Genomic DNA, 15,217 nt, shown 5'->3' with positions numbered 1-15,217 from the left:
AAGCCTCACTGGTACATCCGGATCGACGCCGGGTCGATCCCGTCGTTGGACACGAACTTGGCGTTCTTGCCGAAGGTCGGAACCATCGAGTCCACATAGGACACCACATCGACGTCGCGGTACAGCGCCTTCTCCGCGGCAGCCCACTCACCGCAGCCCTGGTCGCCGGCCATCGACATCGCCTGCTGCACGTGCCTGGTGTAGTCGGCGTTGTCGATGTGCGAGAAGTTCGTGCCCTTCGGCGGCACGGCACCGGACACGAACGGCACGATGGTGCTCGGCAGCCCGGTGGTGATCGGAGACATCGACACGTCCCAGTTGCCGGAGCTGAACAGCACCTCGTTGAGCCCGGTACTGTCGATGGCCTTCAGCTTCACGTCGACGCCGAGCTTGTGCCAGGTCTGCTGCACCAGCTCCGCCGCGGCCGACGCGGTCGGACCGATCCCGGTCTGGTACAGCACCGTCAGCGACAGCTTCGTGCCGCCCTTGACCCGGATCCCGCCCGGGCCCGGCTTCCAGCCGGCCGCGGTCAGCCCAGCCTTCGCCGCCGCCGCGTCGAACGCGGGTATGTTGCCCCGCACCGTGTTCGCGCGACACGGGTTCGGCGCCACGGTCACCATCCCGGTCGCCGCCTTGCCGTGGCCGTCGGTGAGCACCTTGCCCACCCGCGGCAGGTCCAGCGCCTGCACCAGCGCCTTGCGTACCGCCTCGTCCCCGGTTGCCCGGCCGGCCGCCTGATTGAAGAACAGCTGCCCCAGCGGCGCCCGCACATCGGCGTGGAACAGCTTCTGCGCGGTCAGCCGCTGCTGGTCCGGGCCGTTGACGGACACCGCGTTGAGTTCACCGGACAGCATCAGGTTCGCCGCGGTCGTCTCGTTCGGGATCACCTTCACCACGACCTTGTCCGGCAGCCCCTTCTGCTTCGGGTTCCAGTCGCCGGGGCCCCAGGTGAAGTCGGTGCGCCGGGTCAGCGTGTAGTGGTCGTTGGGCACCACCTCGGAGACCTTGAACATCCCGGTCCCGGCGCCGCCCTTGGCCAGCAGCTTCTGGTCGGTCAGCCCCTTGCCGCAGACGATCGACACGGTGCCGATGTTCAACAGCAGGAACGGATCCGGGCTGCCGCTGGTGACCGTGACGGTGCGGCTCGACTCGTCCGCGGTGGCCTTGGTGCCCGGCATCACCCACAGCCCGGTCAGCGGCGACTTGTGCTTCGCATCGCCCAGGTAGCTGATGTTGTCGGCGACGTCCTGCGCGGTCAGCGGTGACCCGTCGTCGCAGGTCAACCCGCGGCGCAGGGTGAACGTCGCGGTACGGGTGTCGGCCTTCCACTTCGCCGCCAGCCCCGCCTCGACCGACCCGTCGTTCTGCACCTCGACCAGCCGGCTGTACAGGAAGCGGTCCACCCCGCGGGTCACCGACAGCGTGGTCAGCAGCGGGTTGAGGTTACCCGGGTCGGTGGCCACCGACATCGTGAACGTCTTGCCATCGGCGAGCGTGCCCCCCGATCCGGCGGCGCCGCCGGTCGAGCAGCCGGCGAGTGTGAGCGCAGCCACCCCCAACAGACATCCGATCGTACGTGCCGACCTCATCGGCCACCTCCAGCCAGTTCCGGGACGGGTACGACGGGCAGTTCGCGTTCTCGGCGCAGGTGCTCGACGGCGAGCCGGCCGGCGGTACCGATCGACGCGTCGATCGCCGGCTGCCGCTCGGCCAGGCTCGCGGCCCGGGTGAACACGGCGACCGCGTAGGCCCGCCCGTCCGGGTAGCCGACGACCCCGGCCTCGTTGCGTACCGCCGGCAGCGTCCCGGTCTTCGCCGCGACGGTGATCTCACCCGGGAAGCCGCTGCTGAGCCGGTGCGGCCAGATCTGCTCCGCCATGATCGCCCGGACCTCGGCGCACGCGTCCGGCGTCGCGGCGCGGTCGGTCCAGATCGCGTCGAGCAGCTCGGTGATCTCCCGCGGCGTCGACGCGGTGGTACGGGCCGGGTCCAGCACCGCCAGCCGCCACACCCGCTCGGCCGGCGCGGTGGACAGCGTCGCGTCCGGATCGTCGCCCGGCTCGATGCCCAGATCGTCGGCCACCGAGGCGAACAGGTCGGTACAGCAGCCGAGTAGCCGGGTGTGCGTCAGGCGCAGATCGGCGAGCACCGCGTCGACCGCGGCCTGGCCGACCCGGTGGAACACCACGTCGGTGGCGGCGTTGTCGCTCATCGTCAGCATGTTGCGGGCCAGGTCCCGCCAGCTCATCCGCACGTCGTCGGCGCAGCCGGCGGTACCGATACCGCCGATCCGGTACCGCGCGGACACCGTGGCGTGCTCCCGCGGGTCCAGCCGGCCGGCGGCGACCTCCCGGGCGTACGCCACCGCCACCACGATCTTGAACACCGAGGCGAGCACCACCGGCTCGTCCGCGCCGACCCCGGCGCTGCGCGGTTCGGCCACCCCGACCTCGCGGGCGTGCACGAACCCGGTGGCGCCGGCCGCCGCGAAGACCGCCCGGATCTCGTCGGCGATCACGACGACACCCGCGGATCGGCCCGGCCGGTGTGCAGGTACCGCGCCGGCCCGGAACCGTCCTCACCGACGAACGCGTGCGGCATGTGCATGCCGTGCTCCGGCTCGCGCGGCAGCAGCGTGTCGCCGCGCCAGCCGACCAGCTCCACCGTCGTCTCCGGCTCGCCCAGCTCGACGAAGATGCCCTTCGGGGTGCGCCGCAACCAGACCCGGCCCGCCTCGTCCTGGCTCACCACCTGGTCGGCCACCGACGAGGAGTAGGTGCCGACGTAACGGCTCGCGTCCACCGCCGGCGGCTCGGCGGCCGGTACCGGCATGCCCGGCAGCTGCACGTCGGCCAGCTCCCGCAGCACCGTCCCGACGATCTCGGTGTACAGCGGCATCGGGTTGCCGCCATTGGTCAGCAGCGCCACCGCGACGCCCGCGCCCGGCACCATCCGCAGGAACGCGCTCTGCCCGATGGTGCCGCCGTCGTGGCCGATCACCGGGCCGCCGGGGAAGTCGAACAGCTCGAAACCGAGCCCCACGCGTCGCCCATCAGTCCCAGGTCGGGCAGCTCGACCTGCCGCTCCCGCATCGCTCGGGTGCTCGCCGCGCTCAGCACCCGGGTACCGTCGGCCGCGGTGCCGTCCGACAGGTGCATCCGGGCGAAGCCGAGCAGGTCACGCGGCCGCATCGTCAGCAGCGAACCGGCCGGCGCGTTCGACGGCGCCAGCGCCCACATCGGCGCCGGCACCGGATCGGCGTCGGGCGACGGCGAGATGTGCCCGACCGCGGCGCGGTACATGATCGCCTCGTGCGGCCCGTGCGCGGTGTGCGTCAACCCCAGCGGGGTGATCAGCTGCTCGCGCAGGCACTGCTCGTACGGCTTGCCGCGCAGCACCTCCACCAGCCGGCCCAGCACGCAGAACCCGGCGTTGTTGTAGGAGAACATCTGGCCGGGCGTGAACAGCTGCGGCACGTCGGCCAGCGTCGCCACGTACTTCTCGACGCAGTCGTCGCCGCGGCCGGTGTCGGTGAAGATGTCGCCCTCGAACCCGGCGACGTGGCACAGCAGCTGCCGTACGGTGATCGCGGCAGCCGCGTCCTCGTCGGCGATCCGGAACTCCGGCAGGTAGCTGCGTACCGTCGAATCCAGCTCCAGCAGGCCCTCGTCGGCCAGCTGCATGACCAGCGTCGAGGTCCACAGCTTCGTGATCGACCCGACCTGGAACACCGAGTCGGTGGTCGCTTCCACCCCGGTGGCCTTGCTCAGTACGCCCGACGCGGTGTCGACGATCTCGTCGCCGGCCATGATCGCCACCGCCGCCGCGGGCACCCTGTTGTCGGCGAGCAGCGTCGGCAGCCGCTCCTCGACCCACCCGCCGACCTCTGACAGCTGGGACATGTTCGCTCCTTCGTCGCGGGATCCACCAGACCCCCAGGTCTGTTTCGGAATCCCGCGCGCCGGCTGCGGCTGCCCGTCCCGGGTCGCGAGGGCCAGTCGCGGACCGGCCTCGCGACCCCCGCCGCTCGCGGCCTGCCGGCGGGCCCGGGTGCGAGCCCGGTACCCGAACCGACCTGCGCTTGCGAGCGAACGAAACGGGACTCGCCTCGCTCGGCCGGGGGGCCCGAGACAGACCCTAGGCGCGGCCCCCACCGCGGGGTTCGTACCGCGACACAGGAGTCGACCTGCGGTTTGGTCCCCCGCGACGAGGCGCCCACCCGACCCGTACGGCAGGGTCGGCGGCGGCGCGGCATGGCGGCGACCCGACCGGTACGGCAGGGTCGGCGGCGGCGCGGCACCGTACGTCGGGTGCGGGTTGCGGTCAGCTCGGCTCGGCGCGCAGCGGGCGGCCCGGGTAGGCGTCCGGCAGCAGCGCGCCGTCGCGCACCACCGGGACCCCGCCGACGAGCAGGTGCCGCACCCCGACCGACGGCCGGGTGGAGTCCAGGTACGTTGCGGTGTCGGTGATCCGGGCCGGATCCAGCACCACGATGTCCGCGTCCGCCCCGACGCCGAGGTGCCCCTTCGCCCGTGCCGCCGGCGCCGAGGTGTCCAGCACCCGGGCCGGCAGGTAGGCGCAGCGCCGGAACGCCTCCGCCCAGCTCCAGGTCGCCGACTCGCGCACCATGGTGCGCAGCGACCGGGCGAAGGTCCCGGCGGTGCGCGGGTGCGTCGAGCCGCCGGGCGGCAGCGGCCACTGCCGCGACTCGACCACCCCGTCGCCCCACAGCACCGGCATCGCGTCGCTCGCCACGATCGCGTCCGGGTACGCCAGCGAACGCCGCAGCAGGGCCCGATCGGCCTCGTCGCGCTCGTCCAGGAACTCCACGATGCACTCGGCACCCGGATCGCGCTCGCGCACCTCCCGCAGCCGGGTCTCGTCCGCGATCCGCTCGCCGGTCTCCACCAGTACCAGGTTCGAGGCGGTGATGCCCCAGGCGGGCAGCCGCTCCGGCGCCAGGAAGTACGCGCCCACGCCGGTGCTGCCCGCCCCGTACGGGTAGGCCTCGAGGGTGACCCGGGAGCCCGCCGCCTGCGCCCGCCCCAGCATCGCGAGCACCCGGTCGACGTGCCGGCGCGACGTGCTGTTCACGTGGCAGTGGTGCATCGCCGCGCCGGTCTCCGCCGCCGCGATCGCGATCTCCTCGGACCCGTCGACCGGCGTGGACGGGTCGGCCTCGACGAGTTCTCGCACGTGCGTGTACGTCGGCACCCCGGCCGCCGCGGCCAGCCGTGCCACCGCGAGGAACTCGGCCGGGTCGGTGCGCGGCGCGTACCCGAGCAGGATGCCGATGCCGAGCGCGCCGTCGGCCAGCTCCCGCTCCAGCAGGCCCAACCAGGCGCGCAGCTCCGCGGCGGAGGAGGTGCGCTGCCAGCCCGGGTCGCCGAGCAGCGCCAGCTGCGTCTCCAACCGCGCGTCCGGCTCGACCCCGAGATGTGCCTGGGCGCGGGCGGCACCCCAGGACGCGGAGAAACCGTAGTTCAGCGGGCGGCCCGCCGCTGCGGCGTCCGCGTACGCCCGCGCCACCGGCAGCAGCCCCGCCTCCAGGTCCAGTGCGGTGGTCACGCCGTCCATCGCCTGCAACCGCTGGCCGGCGATGGAGTGCACGTGGCTGTGCAGGTCGACGAACCCCGGGCCGACGACCAGGCCGGCCACGTCGAGCACCGTCGTACCCTCGGGCGCGGCCAGCCCGGTACCGACCGCGGCGACGGTTCGGTCCCGGACCAGCACGTCGGCGACCCGGTCGGTGCCGGTACCCGGATCGATCACCCGCCCGTTGCGCAACAGTGTCTGCATCGCGCCAGTCTGCCCCGGGGGCCGGGCCGGTCGCCTCGGTGCCGCCGACGAATTCCCGGCCGCCGGTCCGTCATCGACGACGAACCGGCCGGAATGCGGCGCCCGGCACCGGCGACGGACCGGCCGGAATGCGGCGCCCGGCACCGGCGACGAACCGGCCGGAACGCGGCGCCGACGCCGGGCGGCAGCGCGGGCCGACGACGCGATCGGGCGGTACCGCGCGACGGTCGCCGCCGACGCTACCGGTGCGCGACGTCGGACAGGATGCGGCCGTGGTCGGTGACGATGCGATGGTGGTACGGGCGACCGACGTCGTCCAGCCCGTCGTAGGTGCTGCGCGACGAGCCGTCCGAGGCGGTGGTCACGCCGTCGGTGCGGGTGAGGATGCCGGTGGAGCGCAACCACTCCCGGCCACGCTCGGTGGTCTGCCAGCCGCGCCGGCCGGCCGCCGCGGTGCGCACCACCCGCGCCATCTCGACCGTACCGGTCAGCGAGAAGTTCTGGTCGTCGGTGTAGGCGGCGGCGCTGTAGTCGACGCTCAACGGGTAGCAGAAGTCGTGCCGGCTCGCCGCCACCCGATGCCCGTCCACTGTGGACGTCGAGCGCTGCCGGCCGGACACCGTCTGCTCGATCGACTGCGCCATCCCGGCCGCGGTCACGTCGTCGACGTTGCGGTACGACAGCGTCGATCGCACGGTGGTGCGCACCCGGCCGGCGGAGGTGTCCACGTAGCCGGCGGTCACGTCGTTTCGGGACGCCCGTACGTCGACCCGGGTTCCGTTGCCGGACAACGGTTGCTCGGTGGTCGTGGGATGCGCGATCGGCGCCACCCGGTGCGCGGTCAGCGCGCCCGAGGTGCGGGCAGCGTGGTGATCGGTGTAGAGCAGTACGGTCGCCACCACGTCCCACCTGTCGTCGGCGCCGGGCACCGTGACGGTCAGATCGTGGCTGTCACCGTCGACCAACCGGCCGACGAACGGCGTCACGTCCAGCGTCTCCGGATACAGCGCGAACGTGCCGATCGCCGGTACCGGCCGCCACAGCGTCGGCACGATCCCACCCGAGTAGATGTGCGGGAACGTCGTCACCGCACCGGCTGCCGTACCGTCCAGCGCGACCGCCGCCTCCCGGTACGGGCCGTGCCCGCACATCCCCGCGTTCGGGTACTTCGCCGCCACGTCGTCCGGGACCCCGGCGAACCACTGCTCGTCGCAGCCGTTGCCCTTCAACGTCACCTCGACGTAGGCCCGGGTGAGGTTGCGCGGCAACTCCGACAGTCCGAAGTGGACCGTGTTGGCGCCCGGCTTCGCCTGCCGGGAGGGAAATCCGCGCACCGCGTCCGGGGTGGTCGGGGCCGGATGGTGCCGGTCGGCGAGGTAGTAGGTCAGCGTCACGGTCTGCCGGTAGTTCCCGGTGTACACGTCGCTGACGTAGTTGCCGATGCCGCCCCGGAACGGTTGCGATGAGCGCAGCAGCGCGGCGAACCGCGTCACGTCCGTCGCCACGTGGTAGGTGGTCGCCACCGGGCCGGACGGCTCCTCGGTGGTGCCGAACCACACCTCGGTACCGCCGATGGTCAGGCTGCCGCTGCGGTCGTACTGCCGGCCGCTGACGGTCACCGTCTGGTCCAGCACCACCTTTGCCCACGGGCCGCGGCAGCGCGCCGGCGGCGTCAGCGTGCCGGTGTAGAACTGCTGGCTGCCGTCCGGCGCGTTGGAGTCGAACTCCTTCGCCAGCGTCACCGTGCAGTGCCGGGTGTCCGGCCGCGACAGCGGCGGCGCCGCCACCACCGGGTCGTCCGTACCGTCCTCGACATACCCCGGCGCCGTGCTCCGCGCCGCCGCACCGCCCGGCGCCGCGCCCTGCGGGGCCGAGCCTGCCCGCTCCGAGCCACCGGTCGACGCCACGCCTGCCGGGGCTGGTCCGCCGCTCGGCGCCGCCTGTACCGCGCCGGCGATCCCGCCGCCGGCCAGCAACCCGACCAGCGCTCCGACCACCACGACCCGCCGCAACACCGACATCACCCCTCCCACCGCCACAACCGCGCGCAGCATAGCGACAACCACCCCCAACCGACACCCTCTGCCGGAAGCGCCCGTGGCGACACCGTGCTGTCCGGCGACCGTCAGGCCCCGTGGCGGTCGCGGTCGGCACCGTAGAGGTCGATCGCGGTGGTCATCCGCGCCCGGAACTGCTCGCGCGTCGTCACCTCGTACTTGATGCCCGCGGCGGTGCTGACCAGCGTCCGCGCCACGTCGACCGGAGCGATCCGGGTGCGGGCCGGCCGCTCGCCGGCGCGCGACAGCGCGTCGACGAGCATGGCCAGGAAGCGTTTCGGGTACTCCACCGGCATCGTGCCCAGCAGCCCGGGGTTGGCGTCCATCAGCCCGCCGATCTCCTGGGCCATCGGCCCGACGTACCGGCCGGCCCACTCGTCGAACGCCTCGATCAGGCGCTCGCGCAACGGCCGCCCCTGGTCGGAGAGCGCCTGCCCCGCGGCGGCGAGGCTGTCGTCGAGCGAGTGCTGCACCGCGGCCCGAAAGAGCTCGTGCTTCGACGAGAAGGCGAAGTACAGGCCGGGGCGGGAGATGTCGGCAGCCTTCGCCACGTCGTCCATGGACGTCTTGCGGTAGCCGTGCCGGGCGAAGACCGGCAACGCCGCTTCGAGCACCTGGGTACGCCGGTCCGGCTCGGTCATGTGCCTCCCATCGTCGCAGGGTACTTTACAGAAAATACTGTACTTGTATAGTCAGCCTAGTAAGGCCATCGTCCGTACCGGAGGTTCCCATGGGCCACAGCTCGCTGATCGACACCGGGTTCGACGCCGGCAGCACGGCCGCCGACGTCGTCGCCGGCCTCGACCTCACCGGGGTCCGGGCCATCGTCACCGGCGCGACCTCGGGCCTCGGCCGCGAGACCGCCCGAGCGCTCGCCAGCGTCGGTGCCGAGGTCACGCTCGCCGTCCGGGACGTTGCCGCCGGCGCCCGGGTCGCTCACGCCATCGCCGCGGCCACCGGCAACGATGCGATCGAGGTCGCGCTGCTGGATCTGGCGGATCCCGGCACGATCGGGCGCCTCGTCCGCGACTGGGACCGGCCGCTGCAGGTGCTGATCAACAATGCGGGCGTCATGTCGCCGACGCTGGCGCGCACCGAGCGGGGGTGGGAACTGCAGTTCGCGACCAACCACCTCGGCCACGTCGCCCTCGCCGTCGGCCTGCACGACGCCCTCGCCGCCGGTGCGGCCGAACGAGAGGGCGCCCGCATCGTCGCACTGACCTCCGGCGCCCACATGTACTCGCCCGTGGTGTTCGACGACATCCACTTCAGCCGGCGCGAGTACGACCCGCAGCTCGCCTATGGACAGTCCAAGACGGCGAACTGCCTGTTCGCGGTGGAGGCAACCCGGCGCTGGGCCGCGGAGGGCATCGTCGCGAACGCGGTGAACCCCGGCGGTGTCGCCACCGGCCTGCAACGCGACTTCACCCCGGAGATGAGGGACCACCTCGACCGGCTGGAGGCCGCCGGTGTCTTCGCGTACAAGAGTGTCGAGTGCGGTGCCGCCACCACGTTGGTCGCCGCGACCGCCCCCGAGCTGGCCCACAGCGGCGGTCACTACCTCGACGACGGAGTCGAGGCGGAGACGGTGCCCGACGAGGTGACGCTGGCCGGTCACAGCCACGCGGTCAAGCGGTGGGCACTCGACCCCGAGGCCGCCGAGCGCCTGTGGCGCGTCTCGTTGGACCTGATCGGTCGGTCCTGAGCCGACTCCGTGACGCCGCCGGCCCCGGGTGCACGACGCGCGGGAAGCCCTTGCGGCGCAACGGTCCCGCCGTTGCTCGGCGGCGGTGGCGCCGATCGACTTGCGTGGGGTTGCGGGTCGGGTGCATGATCTGGGCATGATCTTCACCAGGAAGGGCGGCGACGCCCAGGCGCGATGAGCGCCCCCGCGCGGCTGGACGCCGCGCTTCGTTCCCCTGTCTCCCGCACCATCGCTGCCGGCCTTCCGCCGGGTACCGCCGACGGCCCGCGATCGGGCGCCGGGAGCAGCCTTCGGTTGTGGCAGGAAGCAGTCGACATCCGGCAGGAATGGCTCGGCCACGCGCTGCGCACCGATCCCGCCGACCGGCCCACCGCCGAACGCGCATTGAGCCGCATCTACGCCAGGATCGGACGGCCGGTACCGCGGTTCCACTGGGCCGACTCGCCGCACGCGGCGCTGCCGTACCTCGACGGGCTGCCCACCATCGACGACCTGTACCAGGTGATCCGCCGGCCCGGAGCGGTGTCGCCGCCGCTGGCCAGCGATCTGGCCATGGCCGCGTCCGGGCTGCGCGGCGCACTCAGCGCGAGCGTGGACCGCGGCGATCCGGAACTGGCACCGGCGCGTCGACCCAAGTCCAAGGACCCCTGGCCGATGCTGCCGCCACGCGACGCGCTGGCCGCCGGCACACCGCTGAACGTGGTGTTGCACCGCAGCGTGCACGCTGCGCTGCAGCGCAGCGTCGCCACCGGCCTCCGACAGCCCATCCACACCGCGCTGGCTGCCGGCCTGCCGCTGCCGGTCTGCTGGTACGGGCAGCACGACGTGCCGTGGATCGGCTACTACGACATGCTGCGACGGGTCGGCCTGGCCCGCTACCAGCCCGGTCCGCTGGAGCAGCTCGCCGACTGGGCCGACCTGGCCCGCTCCTGCGGCTGGTGGTGGCCCGGCGAGCGGGTCTGCGTGCTCACCGAACGCCCGGAAACCCTTCGTACCGAACCGATCCAGGGCGCCTGGCACGACGAGCTGCGCCTGCGCCCCGGCGGCGTCGCCTACCGGGACGGCTGGCACCCGCTGCTGCACTGACTCGCGCCGGCCGGCCGGATCGTGGATCCGGCCGGCCGCCACAGGTTTACCTGGCTCGATCATTGCGCTGACCTGGCCGTCACGCACCGCACCGACACTGGCCGGATGATGCGACGCACGCGCAGGTACGCGACGCTCGGAGCGCTGGCGGTGGCGGCCCTGGTCGTCGCCGCCGGCTGCACCGGTGGTACGCTGTCGGGTCGGCCCTCGCCGAGCGCCTCGGCCAGCGGGTCCGGCGGCCGACCCAACGTCGTGTTCGTGCTCACCGACGACCTCAGCACCAACCTCGCCCGGTACATGCCGCACGTGCGGGCGCTGCAGAACGCCGGCATGTCGTTCGACGACTACTCGGTGACCGATTCGCTGTGCTGTCCGTCCCGGTCGTCGATCTTCACCGGCCAGTACCCGCACGACACCGGCGTCTACACCAACAGCGCGCCGGACGGCGGTTTCCGGGTGTTCCACGCCGGCGGCAAGGAGCAGGACACCTTCGCCACCTCGCTGCGGGCCGCCGGCTACCGCACGGCGATGATGGGCAAGTACCTCAACGGGTACCAGCCGGGCGGGCCCGTCGACGGGACCAGCGACTACGTGCCGCCGGGCTGGTCGGAGTGGGACGTCGCCGGCAACGGCTACGGCGAGTTCGACTACGACCTGAACGAGAACCACCGGATCGTCCACTACGGACACGAGCCGTCCGACTACCTGACCGACGTGGTCAGCCGCAAGGGACAGGACTTCATCAAGGCGTCCGCCGGCGCGAAGAAGCCGTTCCTGCTGGAGATCGCGACCTTCGCGCCGCACGGACCGTACACGCCGGCGCCGCGGGACGCGCACCGGTTCCCCGGGCTGCGGGCTCCGCGCGATCCCGCGTGGAACACCACGCCCAGCGCCGCGCCGGCCTGGCTGGCCCACCGCCCCGCACTGAACCCGGCGAAGACCGCGAAGATCGACCGCGCGTTCCGCAAGCGGGTGCAGTCGGTGCGGGCGGTCGATAAGATGATCGGAGATCTGCGGTCGACGCTGTCCGCCGCCGGCGTGGCCCGCAACACCGTAATCGTGTTCAGCTCCGACAACGGCTACCACATGGGCGAGTACCGGCTGATGCCCGGGAAACAGACCGCGTTCGACACCGACGTGCGCGTGCCGCTGGTCGCCGCCGGGCCCGGTATCCCCGCCGGACGCACCAGCAACGCGGTGGTGTCCAACATCGACCTGTGCCCCACGTTCGAGCAGCTCGGCGGCGGCGTCACACCATCCAGTGTGGACGGACACAGCCTGGTGCCGATGCTGCACGGCGGTAGCGCGGCGCACTGGCGCACCATGACGCTGGTCGAGCATCACGGTCCGGACGCCGATCGTACCGACCCGGACCTGCCGCCGAGAGGTAGCGGCAATCCGCCGTCGTACCAGGCGTTGCGCACCGCCACCGCCACCTTCGTACGCTACGACGACGGTGCCGTGGAGTACTACGACCGGACCAGGGACCCGGACGAGCTGCACAACGTCGCCGGTCGACTCCCGGCGTCCACGCTGGCCACGCTGAAGGCCGAGACGGCGGCGCTGCACAACTGCCACGGCGCCGACCAGTGCTGGTCCGCCGGCCATCCGTCCTGACGGAACCGTTGCGGGCCAGCGGGACTAGTCTTCGGGGTCACGGCCGAAGACGGTGAGCACAGAGCCGTCCGGGTCGCGGACCCACGCCACCCGCAGGCCCGGGGTGTCCGCCGAGACGCCGTCGTCGTCGAGCTGGAACGGCAGCTCCGCCGCCCCGAGGAACGGCACCCCGCGCGATCGCAGCCTCCGCACCGTCGACCGGACGTCGGCGACCCGGAAGCTCGCCACCGGCCAGCTGGCCGTACCGGCGTCGGAGAACCCGGCGAGCAGGTAGATCACCGTGCCCTCGTCGGCCCGAAGCAGCCAACCGCCCGGAGTGGGCTCACCGGTCAGGCCGAGCCCGCCCTCGTAGAACTCGCGTGCCCGGTCCAGATCGCTGACCGTGATGATCGGCCCCACGTGCATCGCCCATCTCCCTTCGGTGTTCCTGCGACCGTCCTCAGCGGACGTCGTAGGTCAGGTGGGTGGCGGTCGAGGTGGCCAGCACGCTGCGCTGTACCAGGCTGCGCCCGGCGCCGGGGACGAACAGCGGCGTGCCGGACCCGAGGATCACCGGCGCCAGGTGCAGCGACAGCGTGTCGACCAGGCCGGCGGCCAGCGCCGAGCCGACCGTGGCGCCGCCACCCATCACCACGACATCGAGGTCGGTGCCGCGCTTCGCCGACGCCGCTTCGGCGCGCTGCCGGGCGGCGGCGACCGCGTCGGCCAGACCGGTGGTGACGAAGGTCCAGTCGAGGTTGGTCAGGCGGACCGACTCCGGCGGTGTGCTGGTCACGACGACGAGCGCGGGCCGGCCGACCTCACCGGCGCCGTAGCCCACCTCGTCGTTCCACCCGCCCGGCCCGTCGACCACGTCGAACAGCCGGCGGCCGAGCACGACCGCGCCGGAGCGGTGGGTCGCCTCGCGCAGCAGCCGCCGGTCGTCCGGGTCCTCGGAGAACGCCCAGGCGTGCAGGGCGTCGCCGCCGGTACCCATGCCGTTGGCGGGGCCCGGGTCGGGCCCGGTGACGAACCCGTCCAGCGAGATCGAGATGTCCGCGATGATTCGAGTCATACCGGTACCGACGATGCCGGTGCCCCGAACTCATCGGCTGGTCGTCCGGCCAGGTGCCCGGACGCCGGTACGGCTCCGTGCCGGTGCCCGGACGATGCGGGCACCGGCACGGCTCGTACCAGGGGGGTCAGACGATCGGCACCTGCCAGCGCTGCCAGGCGCCCCCGTTGCAGCCGGCCGCGCGCAGCCCGTGGCCGCTGGTGTCGTCCAGGCAGCGGTTGGTGTGGACGTTCCGCAGCTCGGCCCAGGCGCCGTACCAGGTGACCCGCCACTCCTGGTAGTTCAGCCCGTTGCAGGTGACCAGCCGCAGGCCCAAGCTGCTGTCGTCCAGGCAGGTGGCCGTCATCGCGTTCTTGAACGTGTCCACGTGCGTGTACACGGTCGTGGTGACCCAGGACTGGGCGCTGCCGTAGGCGCAGGTCTCGGGAAACGGCACCGTCATGCTGGCGGCCACCCCGACACAGCGACCGGTCCATTCGTTGTGGATCTTTCGTATCGAGGACGCGTGCGCGACCTGACTGCTGACCAGCACCATCGCGACGAGCGCGGCGGCCGCCAACATCGTGAGCCGCAGGAACCTGCCGCCCAACCGCGTCGGCGCGGTGATCCGAAGCTGCATGGCTTCTCCCTCGTGGTCGTACCGGATCGGTGCGCCCATCCTGTGCGCCGACCACGCCGGGCTCCAGCTGCTTCAGCCTCGCCTGAAACAGGACACGCCATGGCCGCCGCCGCCGCCACACTGCGCGCCCCGGTTCCCGGTGCCCCGGCAACCGGGTGCCGGTGTCCTCGATGCCAGGTGTCGTGCTGTCAGGTGTCGAGGTCGGCGAGGTCGAGGACGAAGCGGTAGCGGACGTCGCCGCGGTCCAGCCGGGTGAGCGCCTCCTCGACACGGGCGGAGGGCAGCAGCTCGATGTCGGCACCGATGCCGTGCTCGGCGGCGAACGCCAGCATCTCCGCGGTACCGGCGCGGCCACCGGTCCCGGACGCGGTCAGCTTCTTGCGCCCGTAGATCAGGTCCATCACCTGCAGCGGAATGCTGCCCGGCCAACCGACCACGCACAGGGTGCCGTCCAGGGCCAGCAGTCGCAGCAGCGGCGGTACCTCGTGTGGCGCCGAGATGGTGTCCAGTACCAGGTCGAACCGGCCGCAGGCGGCGGCCAGTTGGTCGTCGTCGGTGCTGACGAGCAGGTCGGTCGCGCCGAGGCGGCACGCGTCGGCCGCCTTGTCCGGCGTCCGGCTGAGCACGGTGACCTCGGCGCCCAGCGCGGCGGCGAACTTCACGCCGAGGTGCCCGAGCCCGCCGAGGCCGGCGATGGCGACGCGGCTGCCGGGGCCGACGCCGGCCGCGCGCATCGGCTCCCACATGGTGATGCCGGCGCACAGCAGCGGGGCCGCGGTCGCCGCGTCGAGAGCCTCCGGTAGCCGGTAGGCGAACCGGTCGCGCAACACGTACTCCCGGCTGTACCCGCCCCTGGTCGGGGTGCCGTCGATGCGGTCGGTGCCGCCGTAGGTGCTGGTGGCGCCCTGGTGGCAGTAGTTCTCCTGACCGGCCCGGCACATCGCGCACTCCCCGCAGGAGTCGACGACGGTGCCGACGGCGACCCGGTCGCCGGGCGTGAACGCGGTGACCGCGCTGCCGGTGGCGGTGACGGTGCCGGTGAATTCGTGGCCGGGGACCAGCGCGCCCTCGTCCCGGAACACGCCACGGATGCGGTGCAGGTCGCTGTGGCAGACGCCGCAGTAGTCGACCCGTACGGCGATGTCGTCGTCGCGCAGGTCGCGCCGGTCGAACTCGGTGCGCCGCAGGGCGGGGGAGTGGTCGGTGCTCTGCCAGCCGACGGTGGTGCGCATGTGAGGCCTCCCAGACAGACTATTCGGTCTGCATCGAGGCTAGCGAGC

General features: G+C 72.6%; 12 protein-coding genes and 1 pseudogene. 3 read left to right on the top strand and 10 right to left on the bottom strand.

The genetic code is table 11. The annotated features are described in order from the left end of the window. Positions 1-5 precede the first annotated feature (5 nt). The 6 genes and pseudogenes from Athai_RS22225 to Athai_RS22195 form a co-directional block, all read right to left on the bottom strand. Entirely contained in the window at positions 6-1,553 is a 1,548-nt protein-coding gene (locus Athai_RS22225) for an ABC transporter substrate-binding protein (RefSeq protein WP_239157457.1), read from the bottom strand. A 32-nt stretch (positions 1,554-1,585) separates the two neighbouring features. Beyond that, a complete protein-coding gene (locus Athai_RS22220) occupies positions 1,586-2,518 on the bottom strand; it encodes a serine hydrolase (RefSeq protein ID WP_203963286.1) in 933 nt (310 codons plus the stop codon). Continuing rightward, positions 2,515-3,809: pseudogene (locus tag Athai_RS34345) on the bottom strand (serine hydrolase domain-containing protein). The gene Athai_RS22220 and the pseudogene Athai_RS34345 overlap by 4 nt, the downstream one beginning before the upstream one ends. A gap of 514 nt (positions 3,810-4,323) precedes the next feature. Continuing rightward, positions 4,324-5,943 (bottom strand): amidohydrolase family protein, encoded by a 1,620-nt coding sequence (locus tag Athai_RS22205; protein WP_275422525.1) that lies wholly within the window; start codon positions 5,941-5,943, stop codon positions 4,324-4,326. Positions 5,944-6,038: 95 nt separating this feature from the next. Continuing rightward, positions 6,039-7,820, bottom strand: coding sequence for a peptide-N4-asparagine amidase (locus Athai_RS22200; protein WP_203963282.1), 1,782 nt, complete (start codon positions 7,818-7,820; stop codon positions 6,039-6,041). 104 nt (positions 7,821-7,924) lie between these two features. Continuing rightward, positions 7,925-8,497 carry a TetR/AcrR family transcriptional regulator gene (locus Athai_RS22195; protein WP_203963281.1) on the bottom strand — a complete coding sequence of 191 codons (573 nt, stop codon included), beginning with the start codon at positions 8,495-8,497 and terminating at the stop codon, positions 7,925-7,927. Positions 8,498-8,586: 89 nt separating this feature from the next. Here Athai_RS22195 and Athai_RS22190 point away from each other — a divergent pair, with 89 nt between their 5' ends. The 3 genes from Athai_RS22190 to Athai_RS22180 all read left to right on the top strand — a co-directional run bounded on the left by Athai_RS22190 (position 8,587) and on the right by Athai_RS22180 (position 12,264). Beyond that, on the top strand, positions 8,587-9,561 hold the full coding sequence (locus tag Athai_RS22190; RefSeq protein WP_203963280.1) for an SDR family NAD(P)-dependent oxidoreductase: 975 nt from the start codon (positions 8,587-8,589) through the stop codon (positions 9,559-9,561). A gap of 294 nt (positions 9,562-9,855) precedes the next feature. Continuing rightward, entirely contained in the window at positions 9,856-10,647 is a 792-nt protein-coding gene (locus Athai_RS22185; protein WP_203963279.1) for a DUF6745 domain-containing protein, read from the top strand. Positions 10,648-10,752: 105 nt separating this feature from the next. Then, positions 10,753-12,264 carry a sulfatase family protein gene (locus tag Athai_RS22180; protein WP_239157098.1) on the top strand — a complete coding sequence of 504 codons (1,512 nt, stop codon included), beginning with the start codon at positions 10,753-10,755 and terminating at the stop codon, positions 12,262-12,264. 24 nt (positions 12,265-12,288) lie between these two features. Here the strand turns inward: Athai_RS22180 and Athai_RS22175 are convergent, their stop codons facing one another. The 4 genes from Athai_RS22175 to Athai_RS22160 all read right to left on the bottom strand — a co-directional run bounded on the left by Athai_RS22175 (position 12,289) and on the right by Athai_RS22160 (position 15,169). Continuing rightward, the gene (locus Athai_RS22175; RefSeq protein ID WP_203963278.1) at positions 12,289-12,669 is read right to left on the bottom strand and encodes a VOC family protein; all 381 of its coding nucleotides are present in this window, start codon (positions 12,667-12,669) and stop codon (positions 12,289-12,291) included. A 34-nt stretch (positions 12,670-12,703) separates the two neighbouring features. Further along, positions 12,704-13,318, bottom strand: a complete 615-nt coding sequence (locus Athai_RS22170; protein WP_203963277.1) for a dihydrofolate reductase family protein — start codon at positions 13,316-13,318, stop codon at positions 12,704-12,706. Between the two features lie 127 nt (positions 13,319-13,445). After that, positions 13,446-13,937, bottom strand: coding sequence for an RICIN domain-containing protein (locus Athai_RS22165; protein WP_203963276.1), 492 nt, complete (start codon positions 13,935-13,937; stop codon positions 13,446-13,448). A gap of 188 nt (positions 13,938-14,125) precedes the next feature. After that, on the bottom strand, positions 14,126-15,169 hold the full coding sequence (locus Athai_RS22160) for an NAD(P)-dependent alcohol dehydrogenase (protein ID WP_203963275.1): 1,044 nt from the start codon (positions 15,167-15,169) through the stop codon (positions 14,126-14,128). Between the last annotated feature and the right edge of the window lie 48 nt (positions 15,170-15,217).

The sequence above is a fragment of the Actinocatenispora thailandica genome (assembly GCF_016865425.1).
Lineage (GTDB): Bacteria > Actinomycetota > Actinomycetes > Mycobacteriales > Micromonosporaceae > Actinocatenispora > Actinocatenispora thailandica.
This window is presented reverse-complemented; position numbering and strand designations above follow the sequence as displayed.